Here is a 19,150-nt window from a genome sequence, read left to right on the forward strand (position 1 = left end):
GATTCCTCTTCAAACATGGATCATCATCGGATCGGTTGATCGGAACAACTGTTCGGGCCGATATCACGCCTCCCGTCGACGTTCGTGCCGTGGGTTCCCACTCCGTCCAAGGTAATAAGGGCGCTGTTCAGAGCAACACTTGTGTCGGTTAGGCCGAGCCGATCTGACATCGCAAGTGCCTGTCGAACTCGCTTGATCAATTCTTCATTATCGCTTGAATGTGCCATAGCTATCGTTTCGAAATAGGGTTAACGGCGAGATAATAAGTCGCGTACAACCGACTACTGGGGAGTAGTGAGATGACTAGCCGCTTTGATTCCGATTGGGAATGCCAACAATCGGCGCGCTTCTCGGCGCCGCTTTCAGACTATGGGCTCGGCCATGACCATGTAGCAGCTGCCCGGGCGATCTACAGTGCACGGCGCCAGCGTGATTTTCATTTCCGGAACAGTGATCTGTTCGCTGATCCAGCTTGGGATATGATGCTCGCGCTCTTGATTGATTGCGCCGATGGGCGGGCTACATCGATCAGCTCCGCTTGCATTGCCTCCTATGTACCCGCCACAACTGCGTTGCGCTGGATTGACAAGATGGTGACCATTGGGCTTCTGAGCAGGGAGGCAGATCCGTTTGATCGGCGGCGTTCCCACCTAAACCTGACCCGCGAAGCCTGCGAAAAGTTGGCGCTGGCTCTTTCCACAAAGCCCCGCTTGGGCGGATCGCGCCGTGTCAGCTAGTGGATCCAACTGCCGTTCGGCGGCAAGAACGCGGGCCCCGACCGTGGGAACAACGGTATCGCCGCTTCAAGCCTGATGGGAAGGAGGCAGAGAAGGCGATCGTTTCCGTCAAGGGCGCGACAATGTCGGCGTGCCGGTGATCCGCGACCTTCATTCGGCGATGGCGCGCGAAAAGACGCCGATCGGCGTGTTCATCACCAAGGCGCTGCCGACCAAGGTGATGGAGCGCGGGGCGGCGGCGGTGGGGTGTTCCACTCTGCGCTGACCGGCAAGAGCTATCCCTGGTTGCAGATTCTGACGCTGGCGGAATTGTTCGCGGGGAAGCGGCCGGACATTCCCTATGTCGATCCGAGTGCCGCGTTCAAACGCGCCGCGCGCGAAACCACAGAAGTGCAGGCGCGATTGTTGTAACGGCGGGCGACACGGGCGCAATCGACGTCGGCTGAGTAGCGTCGGCGGCTTGCGGCGTCACAGCGATTGCGTCGAAGTCGCGCAAAAGTCGTCCAAATCAGGGACACACCGCGGCGAAGCGACGTTAAGGGCGCGGAGGCTGAGGATGGCGCGATACCGGATCGAGCTGCGCACGCCCGCTGGCGTACAGGCGACGCGGAACGTGGAGAAGGATGATCTGGCGGCGCTGCGCCATGAGGCGGCGCTGTTTGCCAGTGACATGCTGCGCGCACGGGCTTCGCAGGTCTGGGACGATGGTGACTGGAGCATCGAGGCGAGCGACGCCACCGGGCTGATCCTGTTCGTGCTGCATCTGTTCGTGACCAATGCGGCGGCGCTGACGGAGCCGCGGCGGTAAGCGTGCCTGCGCGCGAGCGGTGAGCCGCGGCGCCTTTCTCGGTTGCTGGTGAGGATGCGGGATCCCGGCTCAGGGCCGGGGTGAGGGTGGTCTTTGTCGCGGTGCTGGGTGCAGTGCCGGGGTGAGCGCAGGATGTGGCCGCCTGACCGAGAGCAATGGCGGTGCGTCCCCTTCAACGACAGGCTTGTCGCGCAGGTGGTTAAGAAGCGGGACCCCGGCTCAAGGCCGGGGTGACGGGGCGTTCTGGGGTAGCGGAGTGGCCGTGCCCGGGTGACCGGGCCGACGGGGGCTTTTTGGGGTGCCGGGGGTGGGTGTTCGGGGGGCGGCGGCGCGGTGCGGCGGCGGGGCCTAGACGAGGCCGAGTTCGGCGAGCTTGCCGAGCAGGGCGGGGGGCAGGGTGGCCATGCCGCTGCCGTCGCCGCCGAGATCGACGGGCGCGTCGGCATGTTCGAGATAGCGCCAGCCCTGGTGGGCGCGCTTCGGGCGGGCGGCGACGAGGCGGAGCGCGGGATCGATGTGGATCGCGACGCGGCCGCCCTCTGCCTCGCCGAAGCCGAGGATGGGGGAGCGGGCGACGAGCTGGTGCTTGATGATCCAGAACAGCGAGCCTCGGCCGGCGATCTCCTCATGCCGCTTGGGCAGATAGCGCGTCGTCAGGAACAGCGGGCCTTCCTCGCCACGCTGGCGCAGGCGGTCGGCGAGATGCTCCACCGCGCTGTGGCCGAAGGCAACCTTGGTGATGTGGAGCGGTGGGCGTTCTGAATCCATCGGGGCTGGCATGTGGGGTGGGTGGGGGCGGGTTGCCAATGGCGTTTGCGTGGCGAGCGGGGCTATCCCTCGACTGCGCTCGGGACGAACGGGCTGAGGGCGCCCCTCGTTGCTGGAGACGAGCGTTGGCGATCGCTTTGGCTCGGGACGAACGGGGGCGGTCATCCCGTTACCTCGTGTGGCAAGCCCGGGTGGCGACCGCGCGTGGGTTAGCCGACGAGGCCGGAGGCGGTGGCCAGGCCGAGGAAGGCGAGGAAGCCGATCGAATCCGTCGTCATGGTGACGAAGACGGAGGAGGCGACCGCGGGGTCCGCGCGCAGCCGCTCAAGGACGACGGGGACGAGCACGCCGGCAAGCCCGGCGACGAGGATGTTGGTCATCATAGCCGCGGCGATGACGCCGCCGAGCAGGGGATTGGCGAAGATCAGCGCGACGCCGGTGCCGATCACCACCGCGATCGTCGCACCGTTGAGCAGGGCGACGCGGATCTCGCGGCCGATCGCGCGCGCGGTGTTGGATTGCGTCAGCTGGTTGGTGGCCATCGCGCGCACCGTGACGGCGAGCGTCTGCGTGCCGGCATTGCCGCCGACGCCGGCGACGATCGGCATCAGCGTGGCGAGCGCGACCATGCGTTCGATCGTGCCTTCGAACCGCGAGATGATGAACGAGGCGACGAGCGCGGTGAAGAGATTGGCGATGAGCCAGCGGACGCGCGCCTTGTAGCTGTCCAGCACCGGCTCGTTGATGTCGCCTTCGCCAGCGCCGGAGAGCAGCAGGGCGTCCTCGCCGGCCTCTTCCTGGATGATGTGCACGATATCGTCGACGGTGATCATGCCGACGAGGCGGCCCGAGCCGTCGACCACCGCGGCGGAGATGAGCGCGTATTTCTGGAAGCGGAGCGCGACCTCTTCCTGATCCATGTCGACCGGGATCAGCGTCTGTTCGCGCGCCATCACGTCGGAGATGGCGATCGCGCGCGGAGTGCGCAGGATCCACGACAGCGCGCAGGTGCCGACCGGCTTGTGCTGCGGATCGACGACGAAGATTTCCCAGAAGTCGGTGGTGAGTTCCTCGTCACCGCGCAGGAAATCGAGCGTGTCGCCGACCGTCCAATGTTCCGGCACCGCGATCAGCTCGCGCTGCATCAGGCGGCCGGCGGATTCCTCCGGGTAGCTCAGCGCCTCCTCGATCGCGGCGCGATCGTCGGGCTCCATCGCGCGGAGCACCTCGCGCTGCTCCTCCACGTCGAGATCCTCGATGATCGCGACCGCGTCATCGGTATCGAGCTCGGAAGCGAGATCCGCGACCTGGCGCGCATCGAGCGCGTCGATCAGCTGTTCGCGGACGTGATCGTTCATCTCGGCGAACACGTCGCCGTCGAGCAGATCGGCCACCGCGGCAGCGAGCGCGGCGCGTCGATCCTCCGGCGTCAGCTCGAACAGGTCGGCGATGTCGGCGGGGTGGAGCGGCTCGACGAGGCGCTGCGCCTCCTCGGTATCGCCGCGATCGACCGCATCGAGCACCGCGTCGACATAATCAGGCTTCAGCCGATCGTCCGCGTCGAGCTGGTTCTCGTCCTCGCCCGGACGCTCGGCACTACGGAGTTCGGTTTCGCTCATCGCTGGCCTCCTCCGGCGGGTTGATCTGCGGGCGCTCCTAGCCGCCGCGACGGCGCCTGCCAACCGGGGGAGATTTGCGTTCGAAGAGAGCCAAGTATAGGGCGCCGGCTTTCCGGTTATCCCGAAGGAGGCTTTCCATGGCCGATACGTACAACACCCTGACGCTGACGCTGGACGGCGGCGACGTGACGATCAAGCTGCGCCCGGACCTGGCGCCCGAGCATGTGAAGCGCATCGGCGAGCTGGCCAACGAGGGCTTTTACGACGGCGTCGTGTTCCACCGCGTGATCCCGGGCTTCATGGCGCAGGGCGGTGATCCGACGGGCACTGGCATGCACGGTTCGGACAAGCCGAACCTTAAGCAGGAGTTCTCCAAGGAGCCGCACGTGCGCGGCGTCTGCTCCATGGCGCGGACCAATGATCCGAACAGCGCCAATTCGCAGTTCTTCATCTGCTTCGACGACGCGCGCTTCCTCGACGGCCAGTATACCGTGTGGGGCGAAGTGACGAACGGCATGGAGCTGATTGACGCGCTGCCCAAGGGCGAGCCGCCGCGCGAGCCGGGCAAGATCGTGAAGGCACGCGCCGAGTAAGCACCGGCCGATCGTCGAGGGATGAAGGGGGCTCGGGTGACTGGCCCCCTTTTTCTTTGCGCCGAGCCGGGCGATGGGGCGGGCGTTCAGCTCGGGTCGGAAGCGAGCGTGTCGATCAGCCAGTCGCGGAAGATGCGCACCTGCTTCAGCTGGAGCGCGCGCGGGCGGCAGACGAACCAGTAGCTGTAGGGGCTGACGACCTCGATATCGAAGAGCCGCACGAGGCGCGGATCCGCGGCGTCGGCGAAATGGCTTTCGTGCATGAAGGCAACGCCGAGGCCCTGTGCCGCGGCCTCCAGCATCAGCGCGCCCGAATCGAAATGATCGACCGCCATCGGCTCGATGTCGTTGAGCCCGGCGGCGGTGCGCCAGGCGACGAACGTATCCGGCATGTCGCGGTGGACGAGCGCGGTGAGCGCGGCGAGCTGCTGCGGGCGGACGACGGGGTCGGGGCGCTCGATCAGCGAGCGGCTGCCGATGACATAGACCATGTTGCGATCGAGCCGGCGGGCGTAGAGCGCGGGATCGATGTCGCGCGCGAGGGCGATGACCGCGTCGAGCCCGTCACCCAGCCGGGCGATGCCGTGGCCGGCGGTGTCGATATCGAGGTGAAGCTCCGGATGCGCGGCGCGCAATTCGGGCAGGCGCGGGAACAGCCGCTGCGAGGCGAAGAGCGGGAGCACGCCGAGGCGCAGGCGGACGACCTCGACCGCGCTGGTCATGGATTCGACCGCATCCGACAGCTGATCGAGCACCGGCGCGATCTGCGCCAGCAGCCGCTCGCCTTCCGCATTGGGGACCATCGCCTGGTGGCGGCGATCGAACAGCGGGCGGCCGAGGAAGCGCTCGAGCGTCTGCACGCGGCGGCTGAGCGCGGGGGCGGAGAGCGCGAGTTCCTCCGCCGCGAGCTTCACCGATCCCAGGCGCGCGACGGCGACGAACGCCTCGATCGCGGTGAGGGGAGGGAGCCGGCGCATCGTCAATCCAGTCGCTTATGGTGCGGTGCATCATGCGGGAATGCCGGACACGCGGCAAGCCGAATTGCACAAAATGCACGCGGCGGTGTTTTCTTCGCACTTGCACAATAAGCGGGTTCGACGCACATAGGGCGGGCCTTTCAGGCATCCTCTCCTAAAAACTTCCATGGGCTGGCCTTCGGGCCGGCCCTTTTTTTGTGCCTTTGCCGGGGCATGGGACATTCGTGCGTCGTGCACGAAAAAGGCCGCCGGGCCGGCTACTCCAAAAGCGTTCGTGCGTATCTATCTTAGCGGACACGGATACCGAAGGAGAAGCGGCTTGGCCGACAGCGACACACAAGCCACCAAATTGCAGGTTGCCAACGCCCGCCCGGAAGACAGCGGGCGCGGTATCGCGCATTTGCCGCGGGCGTTCATGGCGTCGCTTGGCCTCACCGAAGGCGACGTGATCGAGATCATCGGCAAGAAGACCACGCCGGCGCGCGCGGTCGGCCCCTATTCCGAGGACGAGGGACTGGCGATCGTCCGCATCGACGGCCTGCAGCGCGCCAATGCCGGCGTCGGCTCGGGCGATTTCGTCGAGGTGCGCAAGGCCGAGTCGAGCCCGGCGACGCGCGTGGTGTTCGCGCCGGCGGCGCAGAACCTGCGGCTGCAAGGGTCGACCGTGGCGCTGAAACGCACCTTCATCGGCCGGCCGCTGGCGCAGGGCGATGTGGTGGCGACTGCCGGGCACCAGCGCGTGGCGAACATGCCGCCGGGGATGCAGCAGTTCGTCAACGCCCCGGCCTATGCGTTGCAGGAGATCCGGCTGGTCGTCGTGTCCGCGGCGCCCAAGGGCATCGTCCACATCGACGAGAATACCGAGGTCGAGCTGCGGCCCGAGTATGAGGAGCCGAACGAGGCGCGCCGCGCCGACGTCACCTACGACGATATCGGCGGCATGGCGGCGACGATCGACCAGCTGCGCGAGATGGTCGAGCTGCCGCTGCGCTACCCCGAGCTGTTCCAGCGGCTGGGCGTCGACCCGCCCAAGGGCGTGCTGCTTCATGGCCCGCCCGGCACCGGCAAGACGCGGCTGGCGCGGGCGGTTGCCAATGAAAGCGACGCGCAGTTCTTCCTGATCAACGGCCCCGAGATCATGGGCTCCGCCTATGGCGAGAGCGAGGGCCGGCTGCGGCAGGTGTTCGAGGAAGCGGCCAAGAGCGCGCCCTCGATCGTGTTCATCGACGAGATCGATTCGATCGCGCCCAAGCGCGGGCAGGTATCGGGCGAGGCGGAGAAGCGCGTCGTCGCGCAGCTGCTGACGCTGATGGACGGGCTGGAGGCGCGCGCGAACCTGGTGGTGATCGCGGCCACCAACCGGCCCGAGGCGCTGGACGAGGCGCTGCGGCGGCCGGGGCGGTTCGACCGCGAGATCGTGGTCGGCGTGCCTGACGAGCGCGGGCGACGCGAGATCCTGGGCATCCACACTCGCGGCATGCCGCTGGGCGACAAGGTGGACCTGGGCGAGCTGGCGCGCACCACCTTCGGCTTCGTCGGCGCGGACCTTGCCGCGCTGACCCGCGAGGCGGCGATCGAGGCGGTGCGGCGGATCATGCCGCGGCTGAACCTGGAGGAGCGGACCATTCCGCCCGAGGTGCTCGACACGCTGGCGGTGACTCGCGAGGACTTCATGGAAGCGTTGAAGCGCGTCCAGCCGAGCGCGATGCGCGAAGTGATGGTGCAGGCGCCGACCGTCCGCTGGGACGATGTCGGCGGGCTGGACGATGCGCAGATGCGCCTGAAGGAAGGCGTCGAGCTGCCGTTGAAGGATCCCGATGCGTTCCGGCGCCTCGGCATCCGGCCGGCCAAGGGCTTCCTGCTCTACGGGCCGCCGGGCACCGGCAAGACGCTGCTGGCGAAGGCGGTGGCGCGCGAGGCGGAGGCGAATTTCATCGCCACCAAATCGAGCGACCTCTTGAGCAAATGGTATGGCGAGAGCGAGCAGCAGATCGCCCGGCTGTTCCAGCGCGCGCGGCAAGTGGCGCCGACGGTGATCTTCATCGACGAGCTCGACAGCCTGGTGCCGGCGCGCGGCGGTGGCCTCGGCGAGCCGCAGGTGACCGAGCGGGTGGTGAACACCATCCTTGCCGAGATGGACGGGCTGGAGGAATTGCAGTCCGTGGTGGTGATCGGCGCGACCAACCGGCCCAACCTGGTCGATCCCGCGCTGCTGCGGCCGGGGCGGTTCGACGAGCTGATCTATGTCGGCGTGCCGGACGAGGCCGGGCGGCGGCGCATCCTGGGCATCCAGACCGCCAAGATGCCGCTGGCGCATGACGTGGACCTCGACGTGGTGGCGCGGCGGACGGAGCGGTTCACCGGCGCCGACCTTGGCGACGTGGTGCGTCGCGCGGGCCTGATCGCGCTGCGGCGGTCGCTGGGTGCGCGCGAAGTGTACATGGGTGACTTCGAGGCGGCGCTGGAGGAATCCCGCGCGAGCGTGACCGAAGAAATGGAGCGCGATTACCAGCAGATCGCATCCAAGCTGAAGCAGGACGCGGCCTCGATCCAGCCGATCGGCTTCATCTCCCCGGGGCAGCTGACCCCGCGCGGCGAACGCCGCGACTGACCCATGGCGCGGCGCCCCGGTGCATGCCGGGGCGCCCGTCCATGGCGCATCAGGTGGCGGCTTCTTGGAGCTTCACCACCTCCAGCGGCCGGGCAAGCAGCTGCATCAGCTGATCCATCGCCCCGCTGCCCTGTCGCCAGGCGACATATTTCTCGTAATCCTCGATCGACGCCCAGCGTGCCAGCAGCAGCGCGCGATCGGGCTGATCATCCACCGTGTAGAGCGCGACTGACTCGCAGCCAGGGAAGGCGCGGGTCTCCTTCAGCCTGGGTGCCAGATAGGTGACGACCTTCCAGCCGTGACCCGGCTTGGCGGTAATCTTGAGCATCAGCGAGACCGCCATCGGGCGTTTTCCTTTCGCGAGATGAGGGGGCGATCGCGATGGCTGAGGTTCGTGACGGACGGGCTGCGCGACGACTGCTCCTAGCTACCTTCGCAATGCAGTTGCGGCCCGCGCGGCTGTTTTTCGAAGCCAGGTGCGGGGCGGTTTCCGAGAAAAGAGCGTGTTCTCTGTCGCTTGGGGCCAGTTCCGCGGATCAAGATAGGATCTCCATCAATGATGATCCTATAAAGCCTATCGACCTAGTAGGTGATCGTTCGTAACCAGCCCCTCCACGCGGCCCGAGCGGCGACAAGCAGCCGGCGCCGCACGCAAGATGGTGGGGGATTGAATGGTGTTCGCACGTCGCTTCGTGTTCCTGGTGTCCGCATCCTTGCTGCCGGCGACGGCGATGGCGCAGACCGCGCCCGATACGAGCGGCGTGGCGGCCCCCGTGGACCCGGCCTCTGCAGGAGCAGCCTCGGCAGACACGGTCTCCGCCGACGCGGCGCAGGCAGGCACTGGGGTGGCGACAGGCGCAGGCGCGACGGTGGTGGAGGGTGACAGCGGGCCGGACATCACGGTCACCGGATCGCGGGTGATCCGCAACGGCTATGATGCGCCGACACCGCTGACGGTGGTGAGCACGCAGGAACTGGAGGCGGCGGCCCCGGCGAACCTTGCCGATTATGTGAACCAGCTGCCTTCGGTGGCGGGAAGCATCACGCCGGCGAACAGCAACCGATCACTGGCGAGCGGGGCGGCGGGGCTGAACACCGTCAACCTGCGCGGGCTGGGAAGCAACCGCACGCTGGTGCTGGTCGACGGGCGGCGATCGGTGGCCTCCACGACGGACGGGACGGTGGACATCAACACCGTTCCGCAGGGGCTGGTGAAGAGCATCGAGATCGTCACCGGCGGCGCTTCGGCCGTTTATGGTTCCGACGCGGTGGCGGGGGTGGTGAATTACATCCTCGACAAGGATTATACCGGCATCAAGGGCGACCTGAGCTACGGCCAGACCACCTATGGCGACGACGACAGCTATCGCGCGACGCTGACGGCGGGGGCGCCGTTCGCCGGCGGGCGCGGCCATGTGCTGCTGAACGGGACCTTCATCCAGCGCGAGGGCGTGAACGGTGCCCCGCGCGGCTGGGCGGCGAAGGGCATGTATATGACGCAGAACCCGGCGTACGTGCCGGGGAACGGCCAGCCGCAATATATGCCGTCCACCAGCGCCGGGCTGAACAGCGTGACGGGCGGCGGGATCGTGGTGAGCGGGCCGGCGCGCGGCGTCTATTTCGGGCAGGGCGGGACGATCAACCGCTATGACTATGGCCCCGGTTACAATCGCGCCGGGAATGGCGAGTGGACGATCGGCGGCGACTGGCGCGAGAACCAGCATGTCGACGGCACCTCGCTTCAGCCGGGCGAGCGGATCCGCGGGCTTTACGGCCGGCTGAGCTACGAGATCACCGACGGGATCGAGCTGTTCGGCGAGGCGGCGTATAATTACACGCGCGGCCTGAACTGGGGCGGGCGGCAGACCGACCGCGGCAACATCGCGATCCGCGGCGACAATGCCTTCATCCCGGCCGCGCTGCTGGCGCAATATCCGAGCATCGCCACCACCGGCCTGACGCTGGGATCGTTCAACGCCGATTATCCGACGCGCCAGAGCGACAATCGCCGCGAGGTGCAGCGCTATCTGATCGGGGCCGAGGGCAAGTTCGACCTGATCGGGACGCGGTGGAGCTGGGACGGTTATTACCAGCGCGGGGTGACGGAGAACCACATCTCGCTGGTGTCGCCCAATCGCACCAAGCTTGGCTATGCGCGCGATGCGGTGTGGGATGCGGCGCGCGCCACGATCGTGTGCCGCGTGACGCGGGACGGGAGCAGCGACCCGCTGGCGCAAGGATGCGTGCCGTACAACAGCTTCGGCATCGGGGTGAATTCACCCGCCGCGGTCGGCTACATCATGGGCAATCCCTGGACGAAGACCCGCTTCCAGCAGGATGTCGCGGCGCTGAACCTCAGCACCGATATCGCCAATCCGTGGATCAAGCCGATCGGCCTTGCCTTCGGCATCGAGCATCGCCGCGAGGAGACGTCCGCCTATACACCGCCATTTGCGCAGAGCGGCTGGTACAGCGGGAACTTCCCGGACAATTCGCAGGTGGCGGGCGCCTATGACGTGACCGAAGGCTATATCGAGACGCTGATCTCGCTGCCGTTCAACATCGGGTTCAACGGCGCAGCGCGGCTGACCAGCTACAGCCAGGCGGGCGAGGTGGTGACGTGGAAGGCGGGGCTGACGTGGAGCCCGGTGAGCGACCTGCAGCTGCGCGCGGTGCGATCGCGCGACATCCGCGCGCCCAACCTGTCCGAGCTGTTCCAATCCGGCGGGGGGAACACGAACTCGCTGCTGAACCCGTGGACGCAGGCGAGCGCGCGCTATCGCGGGGTGCCGCAGGGCAACCTCAACCTCCGGCCGGAGAAGGCGGATACCTGGGACGTGGGGCTGATCTATCGCCCGTCGTTCGTGCCGGGGCTGGGCCTGTCGGTCGATTATTACGACATCAAGATCAATGGATCGATCGGCGCGCTGAGCGCGCAGCAGATCGTCGACCGCTGCTTCGAGGGGAACGAGGCGCTGTGCCAGCAGATCGCGCTGGCGACGACCGACAATGTCGCCGCGCCGCGCTATGCCTATGGCGACGGGTGGGACCGGACGACGGGGCCGAACGTGATCCCGAACCTTGGCGACATCTGGGTCTATACCACCAACTTCAATTACGTCGTCGAGCGTACCCGCGGGCTGGACGTGGAGGCGAGCTATCGCACTGCGCTCGACCGCATCTCGGCCGGGCTGCCGGGGACGATCTTCCTGCGCGCGCTGGGCACCCGCTTCATCGAGCGCTGGTCCGACAATGGCACGCAGCCGCCGGTGAACAGCGTTGGGCAGAACAGCGGCGCGCTGCCGAAGTGGAAATATCGCGTGACGGCGAACTATTCGCTCGACGATCTGACGGTGCAGCTCACCGGGCGCGGATTTAGTGCGGGGGTGTACAACAACACCTACATCGAGTGCACGAGCGGCTGCCCGGCCTCGACCGCGCTGAACCGCACGATCTCGAACAACCGGCTGCCGGGCGCCTTCTATGTCGATGCCTATCTGGCGAAGAAGGTGACGCTGGGCGGCGCGCGCGGCGAGCTTTATTTCCAGACCAACAACCTGTTCAACCGCGATCCGGCGCTGGTGGGGAGCGGGCCGTCCGACACGTCAAGCCCCGATCCGGGGACGAACCGGTCGCTGTACGATTTCCTCGGCCGCACGTTTCGTGTCGGCCTGCGGTTCGAGATCGGGAGCTGATACGAAACGTCCCGCCGGCGAGGGGCCGGCGGGACGCATTTTCTTGCCGCGAGGGTCCGCGTCAGACGCGCATCGGCATCAGGACGTAGAGCGCGGGCGCCTTGTCGTTCTCGCGGATCAGCGTCGGCGCGGCGGCGTCCGCGAGGTGGACCTCCACCACGTCACCGTCGATCTGGCCGAGGATGTCCATGAGGTAGCGGCTGTTGAAGCCGATCTCGAACGGGGCCGCGACATATTCGCCGGGCACTTCTTCGGCCGCCGTGCCGTTTTCCGGGCTGGTCACCGAAAGCGTGATCTTGTCGCGATCGAGCGCCATCTTCACCGCGCGGGTCTTTTCGGTGGCGATGGTCGAGACACGGTCGACGCCCTCCATGAAGGCGGAAGGATCGAGCTTCAGGATCTTGTCGTTCGCGGTCGGGATGACGCGGCTGTAATCGGGGAAGGTGCCGTCGATCAGCTTCGAGGTGAGGATCGCCTTGCCGAGATCGAAGCGGATCTTGGTGCCGCTCAGCGACACGCCGACCGAGCCGTCGACCTCGTCGAGGAGCTTGCGCAGCTCCGCCACGCACTTACGCGGCACGATGACGTCGGGCATGTTCTCCGCGCCTTCGGGGCGCGGCAGCGTCACGCGCGCTAGCCGGTGGCCATCGGTCGCCGCGGCCTTCAGCACCGGCTGCGATCCGCCCTCGTCCGATACGTGCAGGAAGATGCCGTTCAGATAATACCGCGTTTCCTCGGTCGAGATCGCGAAGCGCGTCTTGTCGATGATCTGCTTCAGCGCCTCGGCCGGCATCTCGAACTGCGTCGGCAGCTCGCCCTCGGCGATAACCGGGAAATCGTCGCGCGGCAACGTGCCGAGCGAGAAGCGCGCGCGGCCGGCGACGATCGTCATGCGGCCGTCCGCGGCGGTGAGCGAGACCTGCGCGCCCTCGGGCAGCTTACGCGCGATGTCGAACAGCGTGTGCGCCGACACGGTGGTGGCGCCCGGCTGGTCGACCGCGGCGGCGACATTCTCGTTGATCTGCAGATCGAGATCGGTCGCCATCAGCTTCAGCGAGCCTTCGGCCGTCGCCTCGATCAGCACGTTCGACAGAATCGGGATGGTGTTGCGCCGCTCCACCACCGACTGGACATGGCTCAGCCCCTTGAGGAGCGTCGCGCGTTCGATCGTCGCCTTCATGATTCAGATCCCCCGGCCCGCCGGATTCGACCAGGGGCAACTCCCGGGTTTCCTAGACAAAGAGAAAGGGCCGGAGCAAGCGCCCCGGCCCTTGTTTTCGGTGGATAGTTCGCATCTTCGTCCAGACAGGTGCGGCGAGGCCGCACCCGCAGGAGTTCAGAAGCGGAAGCCCAGGCCAACCGCCACCTGGTGACGATCGGTATCCACGCCGAACGTGCCGGTGCTGGCGCCGTTCGGATATTCGAGGCGGGCATCGCCATAGTTGGAGTAGCGATACTCGAGCTTCGCATAGGTGTTCGGGCTGAGCGACTGCTCGACACCGGCACCGAGGCGGTAGCCGTCGAGGTTGAAGTTCGCACCGGTCGTGGTGGTCGCGTCAGCGCGCGTCAGATCGAGACGGGCGTTGGTGTAACCGACCTTACCGTAGATCAGCGTCTGCGGCGCGGCCATGACACCGATGCGGGCGCCGACGTACAGATCGCGGCCAGCCTTCACGCGGCCATAGCCGAAGTCGTTCGGGTTGCGCGGATCGTTGCGGACCTTGCCGGTCGAGCCGGTGATTTCGCCTTCGACGCCGACGACGAGGTTGTTGAAGGCCACGTCATAGCCGATTTCGCCGCCGTACAGGAAACCGTCGGCACCCTGATCGCCACGGATCTGCGAATCCTGCGTGTCGCCGGGGCGCAGCGCGTCGTACCCGAGGATGACGCCAGCGCGCGGGCCAGTGAACGGCCCCGCATCCTGCGCGGCAGCAGGAACGGCAACTGCGGCGGTGGTGGCGGCGAGCGTCGCCAGGATGAGCTTACGCATAAGAGACTCCATTTTCACGTTGGTCGCCGAAACTCGCCGGCGACAGCGCTCAAATGGGGGGAAAGCGCAGGCGTTGCATGAACCTCAGATAAACAGCAATTTTCGTGGCTTTTTGGCAACAGGGACTTGAAGAGGAAGCTGACTCTCTTACGCGCGAGCGCACCTGCGTGCTGCTTATACAGGAGGGGCTCGGAACTTTTCTTGGCGAGCATCGGCTTCGCTTATCGAAACGCTGTGTTGCGATTGTAGCCCATGTGCGGCGACCGCCTTGCCCCGGCGGCGGTAGCGCATGGGCTACACGCGTCCCTTGATCAGAAGCGGACGCCCACACCGGCCATCAGCTGGTGACGATCGGCATCGATATCGAGGCCCTTCTGATCGCCGTAATGCGAGTAGCGGTACTCGCCCTTCACGTAGAAGCGCGGGTTGATCGCGACCTCGACGCCGGCGCCGGCGCGGAAGCCATCGAGATTGGTCGAATCCTTCAGCGTCGTCGGCCCGGTGGTGATGCGCGTCGTGACGCGGGCATTGGTGTAGCCGGCCTTGGCGTAGATCATCGCGCGCGGCGAGAGGACGTACCCGACCCGCGCACCGAGATAGAGGTCGCGGCCGAGATCGCTGCGGAAGCCGACATCGCGCTGGCGCACCGTGGAATCGGTGATCTCGCCTTCGAGGCCGAGCCGCACCTGGCCGAGCGCGGCATCATAGCCGCCGGCGGCGCCGTAGGTGAAACCGCCCTTGCCATCACCGTCGCCCGAGATGTGATCGTAGCCGGCGAGTGCCTCCAGCCGGAAGCCGCTGAAATCGGGCTTGCCGCCGTCCTGCGCCAGGGCCGGCGTGGTGAGGAGGGCCGCGGCGGCGGCGGTGGTGATGACGAACAATCGCATGATGAATCCCCTTGTCGTGCCGCCGGGCTGGCGGCCTTGCGAGGGCCGGTTTGCGGTGCGGGGCGCGGCTGTCCCATCGCTGCGCGCCAAAAGCCGTTGCTTTCGCGCCCGTGGCGACCAAAAGCGGGCGGATGGCGATAAACCCTTTTGAGCGCCGCGGTCGTGATTTCGTCGCGCGGCATGGAGAGACTGTATTCAATGCTGCCCGCCGGCTGCAGGGCGAGGCACCGCATACCCCGCTGACCCGCGCCGGTTTCGCCCAGGCGGAGGAGATGGGCCGCGCGCTGCGCGACTATCTGGGGCCCAAGCCGAAGCTGACCATGTATGCTTCCGCCACCGGCCGCGCGCTGCAGACGCTGGCGATCATCGCCGAGCATCTGGAACTCGACTGGCACGAGGCGAAGCATGACGGGCGGCTGATCGAGATCGGCATGGGAAGCTGGGGCGGCCGTTATTACTCCGACGTGGTCGGCGAGGTTGGTCCGGTGATCGACGAGCGCGGCCTGCTGCGCTGCGCCCCCGATGGCGAGCGCTACGAAGCGATCGCGGAGCGCGTGTCGGGCTGGCTGCGCGAGACGATGGACGACCACGGCGACCGGCTGGTGATCATGCACGGCATTTCCAGCCGGGTGATGCGCGGCGTGATGACCGGTGCGCCGATCGACCCGTGCGGGGCGCCCGTGATGGACGCGCATCCGCAAGGCACGGTGACGATGCTGGAGCGCGGGCGCGAGACGGTGATCCACCTTGGCACGGGGCATGCCCCGGCTTGATCGCGCTGCTCGCCCTGTTGCTGGCGAGCGATCGGACGGCGATCGGCGTCTATGACGCCTGGGGTGCATTCCGCGAAGGATCGCCGCCGCGCTGCTATGCGATCAGCGCGCCGGTGCGCGGATCGCGCGCACGCCGGGCGGCGACCAAGCCGTTCGCAAGCGTGGCGGCGCATTTCGGGCGCACGCGGCGCCCCGCGCTGTTCATCCGCCTGTCGACCGAACGAAGCGCGCGCGCGCCGGTGACGCTGGCGATCGGGGAGCGGCGCTTCACCCTGTCGGGCAATGCGCGGGCGGCGTGGTCCCCGGATGCGGCTACCGACCGCGCGATCGTGGCGGCCATGCGTGGCGGCCGAAGCATGAGCATATCATCGGTAAGCGCGAGCGGGCGGCCGTTTGCCGACAGCTATGCGCTGGGCGGCGCGGCGACGGCGATCGACGCGGCGGTGCTGGGGTGTGTGGGGTGATCTGATCTCCTCCCGCTTCTGGGCGGGAGCGTGAGGCGGGAGCCTCGACAGGCTCGGCACGAACGGGACGGTGGGAGATTGGCTGGTGGGCAAGGGCAAGGCCCCTCGCCGACCCCTCTCGCGAGCGGGAGGGGAGTTTGGGCGGCCGGCTGGAAACTCCCGGGCTTTTGCGCTATATGCGCGCGATGCAGACACTGTCGGCCGCTCCCATGCCCATACCGGGGCACATCGATCCCGTGCCCGTTGCACGCGCCATCACCCCGCGTGAGGACGGCCGCGTCGACCTCGTCGGCCTGTCACGCGATGAAGTGCGCGAGGCGCTGGCCGCCGCCGGGTTGGAGCCCAAGCAGGCGAAGCTGCGCGCCAAGCAGATCTTCCACTGGATCTACAATCGCGGCGCGACCGACTTTTCGGTGATGACCGACATCGCCAAGGCGCAGCATCCGTGGCTGACCGAGCGGTTCGTGATCGGACGTCCCGCCGTGGTGGAGGCGCAGGTATCGACCGACGGTACGCGCAAGTGGCTGCTGCGATCCGACGACGGGCAGGATTACGAGATGGTGTTCATCCCCGATGCGGATCGGGGGACCCTGTGCGTGTCGAGCCAGGTCGGCTGCACGCTGAACTGCCGTTTCTGCCACACCGGCACGATGCGGCTGGTGCGCAATCTGACGGCGGGCGAGATCGTCGGCCAGGTGATGCTGGCGCGTGACGCGCTGGGCGAATGGCCGAGCCAGCCCGAGGGCCGCATGCTCACCAACATCGTGATGATGGGGATGGGCGAGCCGCTGTATAATTTCGACAATGTGCGCGACGCTTTGTCCGTGGTGATGGACGGCGACGGCCTGGCGCTGTCGAAGCGGCGTATCACACTGTCCACGTCCGGCGTGGTGCCGATGATGGCCCGTGCGGGCGCGGAGATCGGCGTCAACCTGGCCGTCTCACTGCACGCGGTGACCAAGGAAGTGCGCGACGAGATCGTGCCCTTGAACCGCAAATACGGGATCGAGGAGCTGCTGCAGGCGTGCGCCGATTATCCCGGCGCGAACAACGCCCGGCGCATCACGTTCGAGTACGTGATGCTGAAGGACAAGAACGATTCGGATGACGACGCGCGCGAACTGGTGCGCCTGATCCGGCACTACAAGCTGCCGGCGAAGGTGAATTTGATCCCGTTCAATCCCTGGCCGGGCGCGCCGTATGAGTGTTCGACGCCGGAGCGGATCCGGGCGTTCTCGAACATCATCTTCGAGGGTGGCATTTCCGCGCCGACCCGCACCCCGCGCGGGCGCGATATCGATGCGGCATGCGGCCAGCTGAAGACCGCCGCGGAGAAGAAGACCCGCGCAGAGCTGGACCGGCAGGCGGAGGAAAAGCTCGCCGCTTTGGGGTGAGCGTTGCGGTTGCTTGAAGGTGAGCGGGACCCCGGATCACGTCCGAAGCGACACTGAGCTGTTACGTTGCCGCGCAGGATCTGCGTTGCGTGGATGACGGCGGAGTTGCGGGCGCGCCGCGTCTCGACTTCGCTGGTTACGACCGGATGAGCCGGCCTTTTACGCCGTCTCGATCAGGCGATCGGCCTGGGCGCGGGCTTCGTCGGTGATCGTGGCGCCCGACAGCATGCGGGCGATTTCCTCGCGGCGTTCGGCGTCGTCGAGCTGACGCACGCCGGTGCGGGTGACCACGCCGTCGTTGCGCTTGGCGATGAGGAGGTGCGCGGCGCCGCGGGCGGCGACTTGTGGCGAGTGCGTCACGACCAGCAATTGCGCGCTGGAGGCGAGGCGGTGGAGGCGTTCGCCGATCGCCGAGGCCACCGCGCCGCCGACGCCGCGGTCGATCTCGTCGAAGATCATCGTCGCTGCTCCGCCTTCCTCGGCGAGCGCGACCTTCAGCGCGAGGATGAAGCGCGAAAGCTCGCCGCCCGAAGCGATCTTGATCAGGGCGCCGAACGGCGCGCCGGGGTTGGTCGCGATCTCGAACTCGACGCGGTCGCGCCCGGCGGGGCCCCATTGCTCCTCGGGCAGCTCGGCGACGGTGGTGCGGAAGCGAGCGGCATCGAGCTTCAGCGGCGGCAGTTCGGCGGCGACGGCAGCGTCGAGGCGGGCAGCGGCGGCGGCGCGATCGGCCGACAGGCGCTCGGCGGCGGCGAGATAGCTGGTGCGCGCGGTCGCGGCGCGCTGCTGGAGCGCAGCGATGCCTTCCTCGCCGGCCTCCAGCCGATCACGGCGGCCGCGCAGTTCCTCGGCGAGGGCCGCGAGATCGTCGGGCTGAACGCGGTGCTTGCGGGCCATGGCGCGAAGCTCGAACAGGCGGGCCTCGTCATCCTCCAACGCCCGGGGATCGAAGCTCAGGGCGCGCGCGGCCTCGGCCACCTGCTCGGCGGCATTGCCGGCCTCGATCATCGCGCGGTCGATCGCGGCCAGCGCTTCGGCCAGCGCCTCGTGATCGCCGGAGATACGATCGAGGATGCGGGCGGCCTGGCGCATGTTCGACATCGCGCCGTCGGACCCCTCGAGCGTATCGGCGAGAGCGTTCAGATCCTCGGTGATCTTTTCCGACCGCTGCATGATGCGGCGGCGTTCGGCGAGCGCTTCCTCCTCGCCCACTTCCGGTGCGAGCGAATCGAGTTCGGCGACGGCGTGGTCGAGCCATTCGCGGTCGCGCGCTGCGGTCTCGATCTCGGCGCGCGCCTCGGCCAGCGCGTCCTCCGCCTCGCGCCAGCTGCGCCACGACTGCGCCACGGCGGCGGTGTCGAGCCGGGCGAACGTATCGAGCAAGGCGCGGTGGCCGCGCGGGTTCAGGAGGCCGCGATCGTCGTGCTGGCCGTGGATCTCGACGAGGCGCGTGCCGAGCTCGCGCAGCAGCGCCGCGGAAGCGGGCTGGTTGTTGACGAAGCCGCGGCTGCCGCCGTCCGCCTTCACCACGCGGCGAACGATCAGCGGCTCGCCCGAATCGGCCTCGATGCCATTGTCGTCGAGCAGCGCGGCGACGCCGGGGGGCGGATCGAAGGTGGCGGTGACGCTGGCCTGCGCGGCGCCGTGGCGCACGAGGCCGCTGTCCCCGCGCGCACCGAGCGCGAGACCCAGGGCATCGAGCAGGATCGACTTGCCCGCCCCGGTTTCGCCGGTGAGGACGCCAAGGCCGGGGCCGAAATCGAGGTCGAGCGCCTCGATCAGCACCACGTCGCGGATCGAGAGCGCGGTCAGCATGGGTGCGTCAACGCCCTAG

At 67.4% G+C, this 19,150-nt stretch carries 18 protein-coding genes; 10 read left to right on the top strand and 8 right to left on the bottom strand.

Annotated features, from left to right (window positions below; genetic code table 11):
* Window positions 1-299: 299 nt before the first annotated feature.
* From ACH0CP_RS07970 to ACH0CP_RS07985, 4 genes are all read left to right on the top strand, one after another.
* On the top strand, window positions 300-737 hold the full coding sequence (locus ACH0CP_RS07970) for a MarR family transcriptional regulator (RefSeq protein WP_406875500.1): 438 nt from the start codon (window positions 300-302) through the stop codon (window positions 735-737).
* Window positions 738-867: 130 nt separating this feature from the next.
* Window positions 868-1,002, top strand: coding sequence for a hypothetical protein (locus ACH0CP_RS07975; RefSeq protein ID WP_406888420.1), 135 nt, complete (start codon window positions 868-870; stop codon window positions 1,000-1,002).
* Window positions 984-1,148, top strand: coding sequence for a hypothetical protein (locus ACH0CP_RS07980; RefSeq protein WP_406875502.1), 165 nt, complete (start codon window positions 984-986; stop codon window positions 1,146-1,148). Before ACH0CP_RS07975 ends, ACH0CP_RS07980 begins: the two co-directional genes overlap by 19 nt.
* Window positions 1,149-1,293: 145 nt before the next feature.
* Window positions 1,294-1,545 carry a DUF6894 family protein gene (locus ACH0CP_RS07985; RefSeq protein WP_406888417.1) on the top strand — a complete coding sequence of 84 codons (252 nt, stop codon included), beginning with the start codon at window positions 1,294-1,296 and terminating at the stop codon, window positions 1,543-1,545.
* Window positions 1,546-1,893: 348 nt separating this feature from the next.
* Here ACH0CP_RS07985 and ACH0CP_RS07990 read toward each other — a convergent pair whose 3' ends face one another.
* Both ACH0CP_RS07990 and mgtE read right to left on the bottom strand, forming a co-directional pair.
* Window positions 1,894-2,313 carry a DUF1489 family protein gene (locus ACH0CP_RS07990; RefSeq protein ID WP_294443578.1) on the bottom strand — a complete coding sequence of 140 codons (420 nt, stop codon included), beginning with the start codon at window positions 2,311-2,313 and terminating at the stop codon, window positions 1,894-1,896.
* Between the two features lie 209 nt (window positions 2,314-2,522).
* The gene (mgtE, locus tag ACH0CP_RS07995; protein ID WP_294443580.1) at window positions 2,523-3,932 is read right to left on the bottom strand and encodes a magnesium transporter; all 1,410 of its coding nucleotides are present in this window, start codon (window positions 3,930-3,932) and stop codon (window positions 2,523-2,525) included.
* 137 nt (window positions 3,933-4,069) lie between these two features.
* On the opposite strand from mgtE, the gene ACH0CP_RS08000 reads away from it, so the two are divergent.
* Entirely contained in the window at window positions 4,070-4,525 is a 456-nt protein-coding gene (locus ACH0CP_RS08000; protein ID WP_294443581.1) for a peptidylprolyl isomerase, read from the top strand.
* A gap of 86 nt (window positions 4,526-4,611) precedes the next feature.
* Here the strand turns inward: ACH0CP_RS08000 and ACH0CP_RS08005 are convergent, their stop codons facing one another.
* On the bottom strand, window positions 4,612-5,502 hold the full coding sequence (locus ACH0CP_RS08005; RefSeq protein ID WP_294443582.1) for a LysR substrate-binding domain-containing protein: 891 nt from the start codon (window positions 5,500-5,502) through the stop codon (window positions 4,612-4,614).
* Window positions 5,503-5,821: 319 nt separating this feature from the next.
* Here ACH0CP_RS08005 and ACH0CP_RS08010 point away from each other — a divergent pair, with 319 nt between their 5' ends.
* The gene (locus ACH0CP_RS08010; RefSeq protein WP_294443583.1) at window positions 5,822-8,113 is read left to right on the top strand and encodes a CDC48 family AAA ATPase; all 2,292 of its coding nucleotides are present in this window, start codon (window positions 5,822-5,824) and stop codon (window positions 8,111-8,113) included.
* A 49-nt stretch (window positions 8,114-8,162) separates the two neighbouring features.
* Here the strand turns inward: ACH0CP_RS08010 and ACH0CP_RS08015 are convergent, their stop codons facing one another.
* Entirely contained in the window at window positions 8,163-8,456 is a 294-nt protein-coding gene (locus ACH0CP_RS08015) for a putative quinol monooxygenase (RefSeq protein ID WP_294443584.1), read from the bottom strand.
* Between the two features lie 328 nt (window positions 8,457-8,784).
* Here ACH0CP_RS08015 and ACH0CP_RS08020 point away from each other — a divergent pair, with 328 nt between their 5' ends.
* Window positions 8,785-11,808, top strand: a complete 3,024-nt coding sequence (locus ACH0CP_RS08020; protein WP_294443585.1) for a TonB-dependent receptor domain-containing protein — start codon at window positions 8,785-8,787, stop codon at window positions 11,806-11,808.
* A 61-nt stretch (window positions 11,809-11,869) separates the two neighbouring features.
* Here the strand turns inward: ACH0CP_RS08020 and dnaN are convergent, their stop codons facing one another.
* The 3 genes from dnaN to ACH0CP_RS08035 all read right to left on the bottom strand — a co-directional run bounded on the left by dnaN (window position 11,870) and on the right by ACH0CP_RS08035 (window position 14,685).
* Entirely contained in the window at window positions 11,870-12,988 is a 1,119-nt protein-coding gene (dnaN, locus tag ACH0CP_RS08025) for a DNA polymerase III subunit beta (RefSeq protein ID WP_294443586.1), read from the bottom strand.
* Window positions 12,989-13,144: 156 nt separating this feature from the next.
* Window positions 13,145-13,798, bottom strand: coding sequence for an outer membrane protein (locus ACH0CP_RS08030; RefSeq protein WP_294443587.1), 654 nt, complete (start codon window positions 13,796-13,798; stop codon window positions 13,145-13,147).
* A 311-nt stretch (window positions 13,799-14,109) separates the two neighbouring features.
* The gene (locus ACH0CP_RS08035) at window positions 14,110-14,685 is read right to left on the bottom strand and encodes an outer membrane protein (protein ID WP_294443588.1); all 576 of its coding nucleotides are present in this window, start codon (window positions 14,683-14,685) and stop codon (window positions 14,110-14,112) included.
* Between the two features lie 131 nt (window positions 14,686-14,816).
* Between ACH0CP_RS08035 and ACH0CP_RS08040 the strand changes: the two genes are divergently transcribed.
* From ACH0CP_RS08040 to rlmN, 3 genes are all read left to right on the top strand, one after another.
* On the top strand, window positions 14,817-15,458 hold the full coding sequence (locus ACH0CP_RS08040) for a histidine phosphatase family protein (protein WP_294443589.1): 642 nt from the start codon (window positions 14,817-14,819) through the stop codon (window positions 15,456-15,458).
* Complete coding sequence (locus ACH0CP_RS08045; RefSeq protein WP_294443590.1) at window positions 15,455-15,922, top strand: hypothetical protein; 468 nt, start codon at window positions 15,455-15,457, stop codon at window positions 15,920-15,922. The genes ACH0CP_RS08040 and ACH0CP_RS08045 overlap by 4 nt, the downstream gene beginning before the upstream one ends.
* Before the next feature lie 185 nt (window positions 15,923-16,107).
* Complete coding sequence (gene rlmN, locus ACH0CP_RS08050) at window positions 16,108-17,316, top strand: 23S rRNA (adenine(2503)-C(2))-methyltransferase RlmN (protein ID WP_406889628.1); 1,209 nt, start codon at window positions 16,108-16,110, stop codon at window positions 17,314-17,316.
* Window positions 17,317-17,475: 159 nt separating this feature from the next.
* Here rlmN and recN read toward each other — a convergent pair whose 3' ends face one another.
* Entirely contained in the window at window positions 17,476-19,131 is a 1,656-nt protein-coding gene (gene recN, locus ACH0CP_RS08055; protein WP_294443592.1) for a DNA repair protein RecN, read from the bottom strand.
* Window positions 19,132-19,150 lie beyond the last annotated feature (19 nt).

This window comes from Sphingomonas sp. 179-I 2A4 NHS (assembly GCF_045369135.1).
Classification (GTDB): Bacteria; Pseudomonadota; Alphaproteobacteria; order Sphingomonadales; family Sphingomonadaceae; genus Sphingomonas.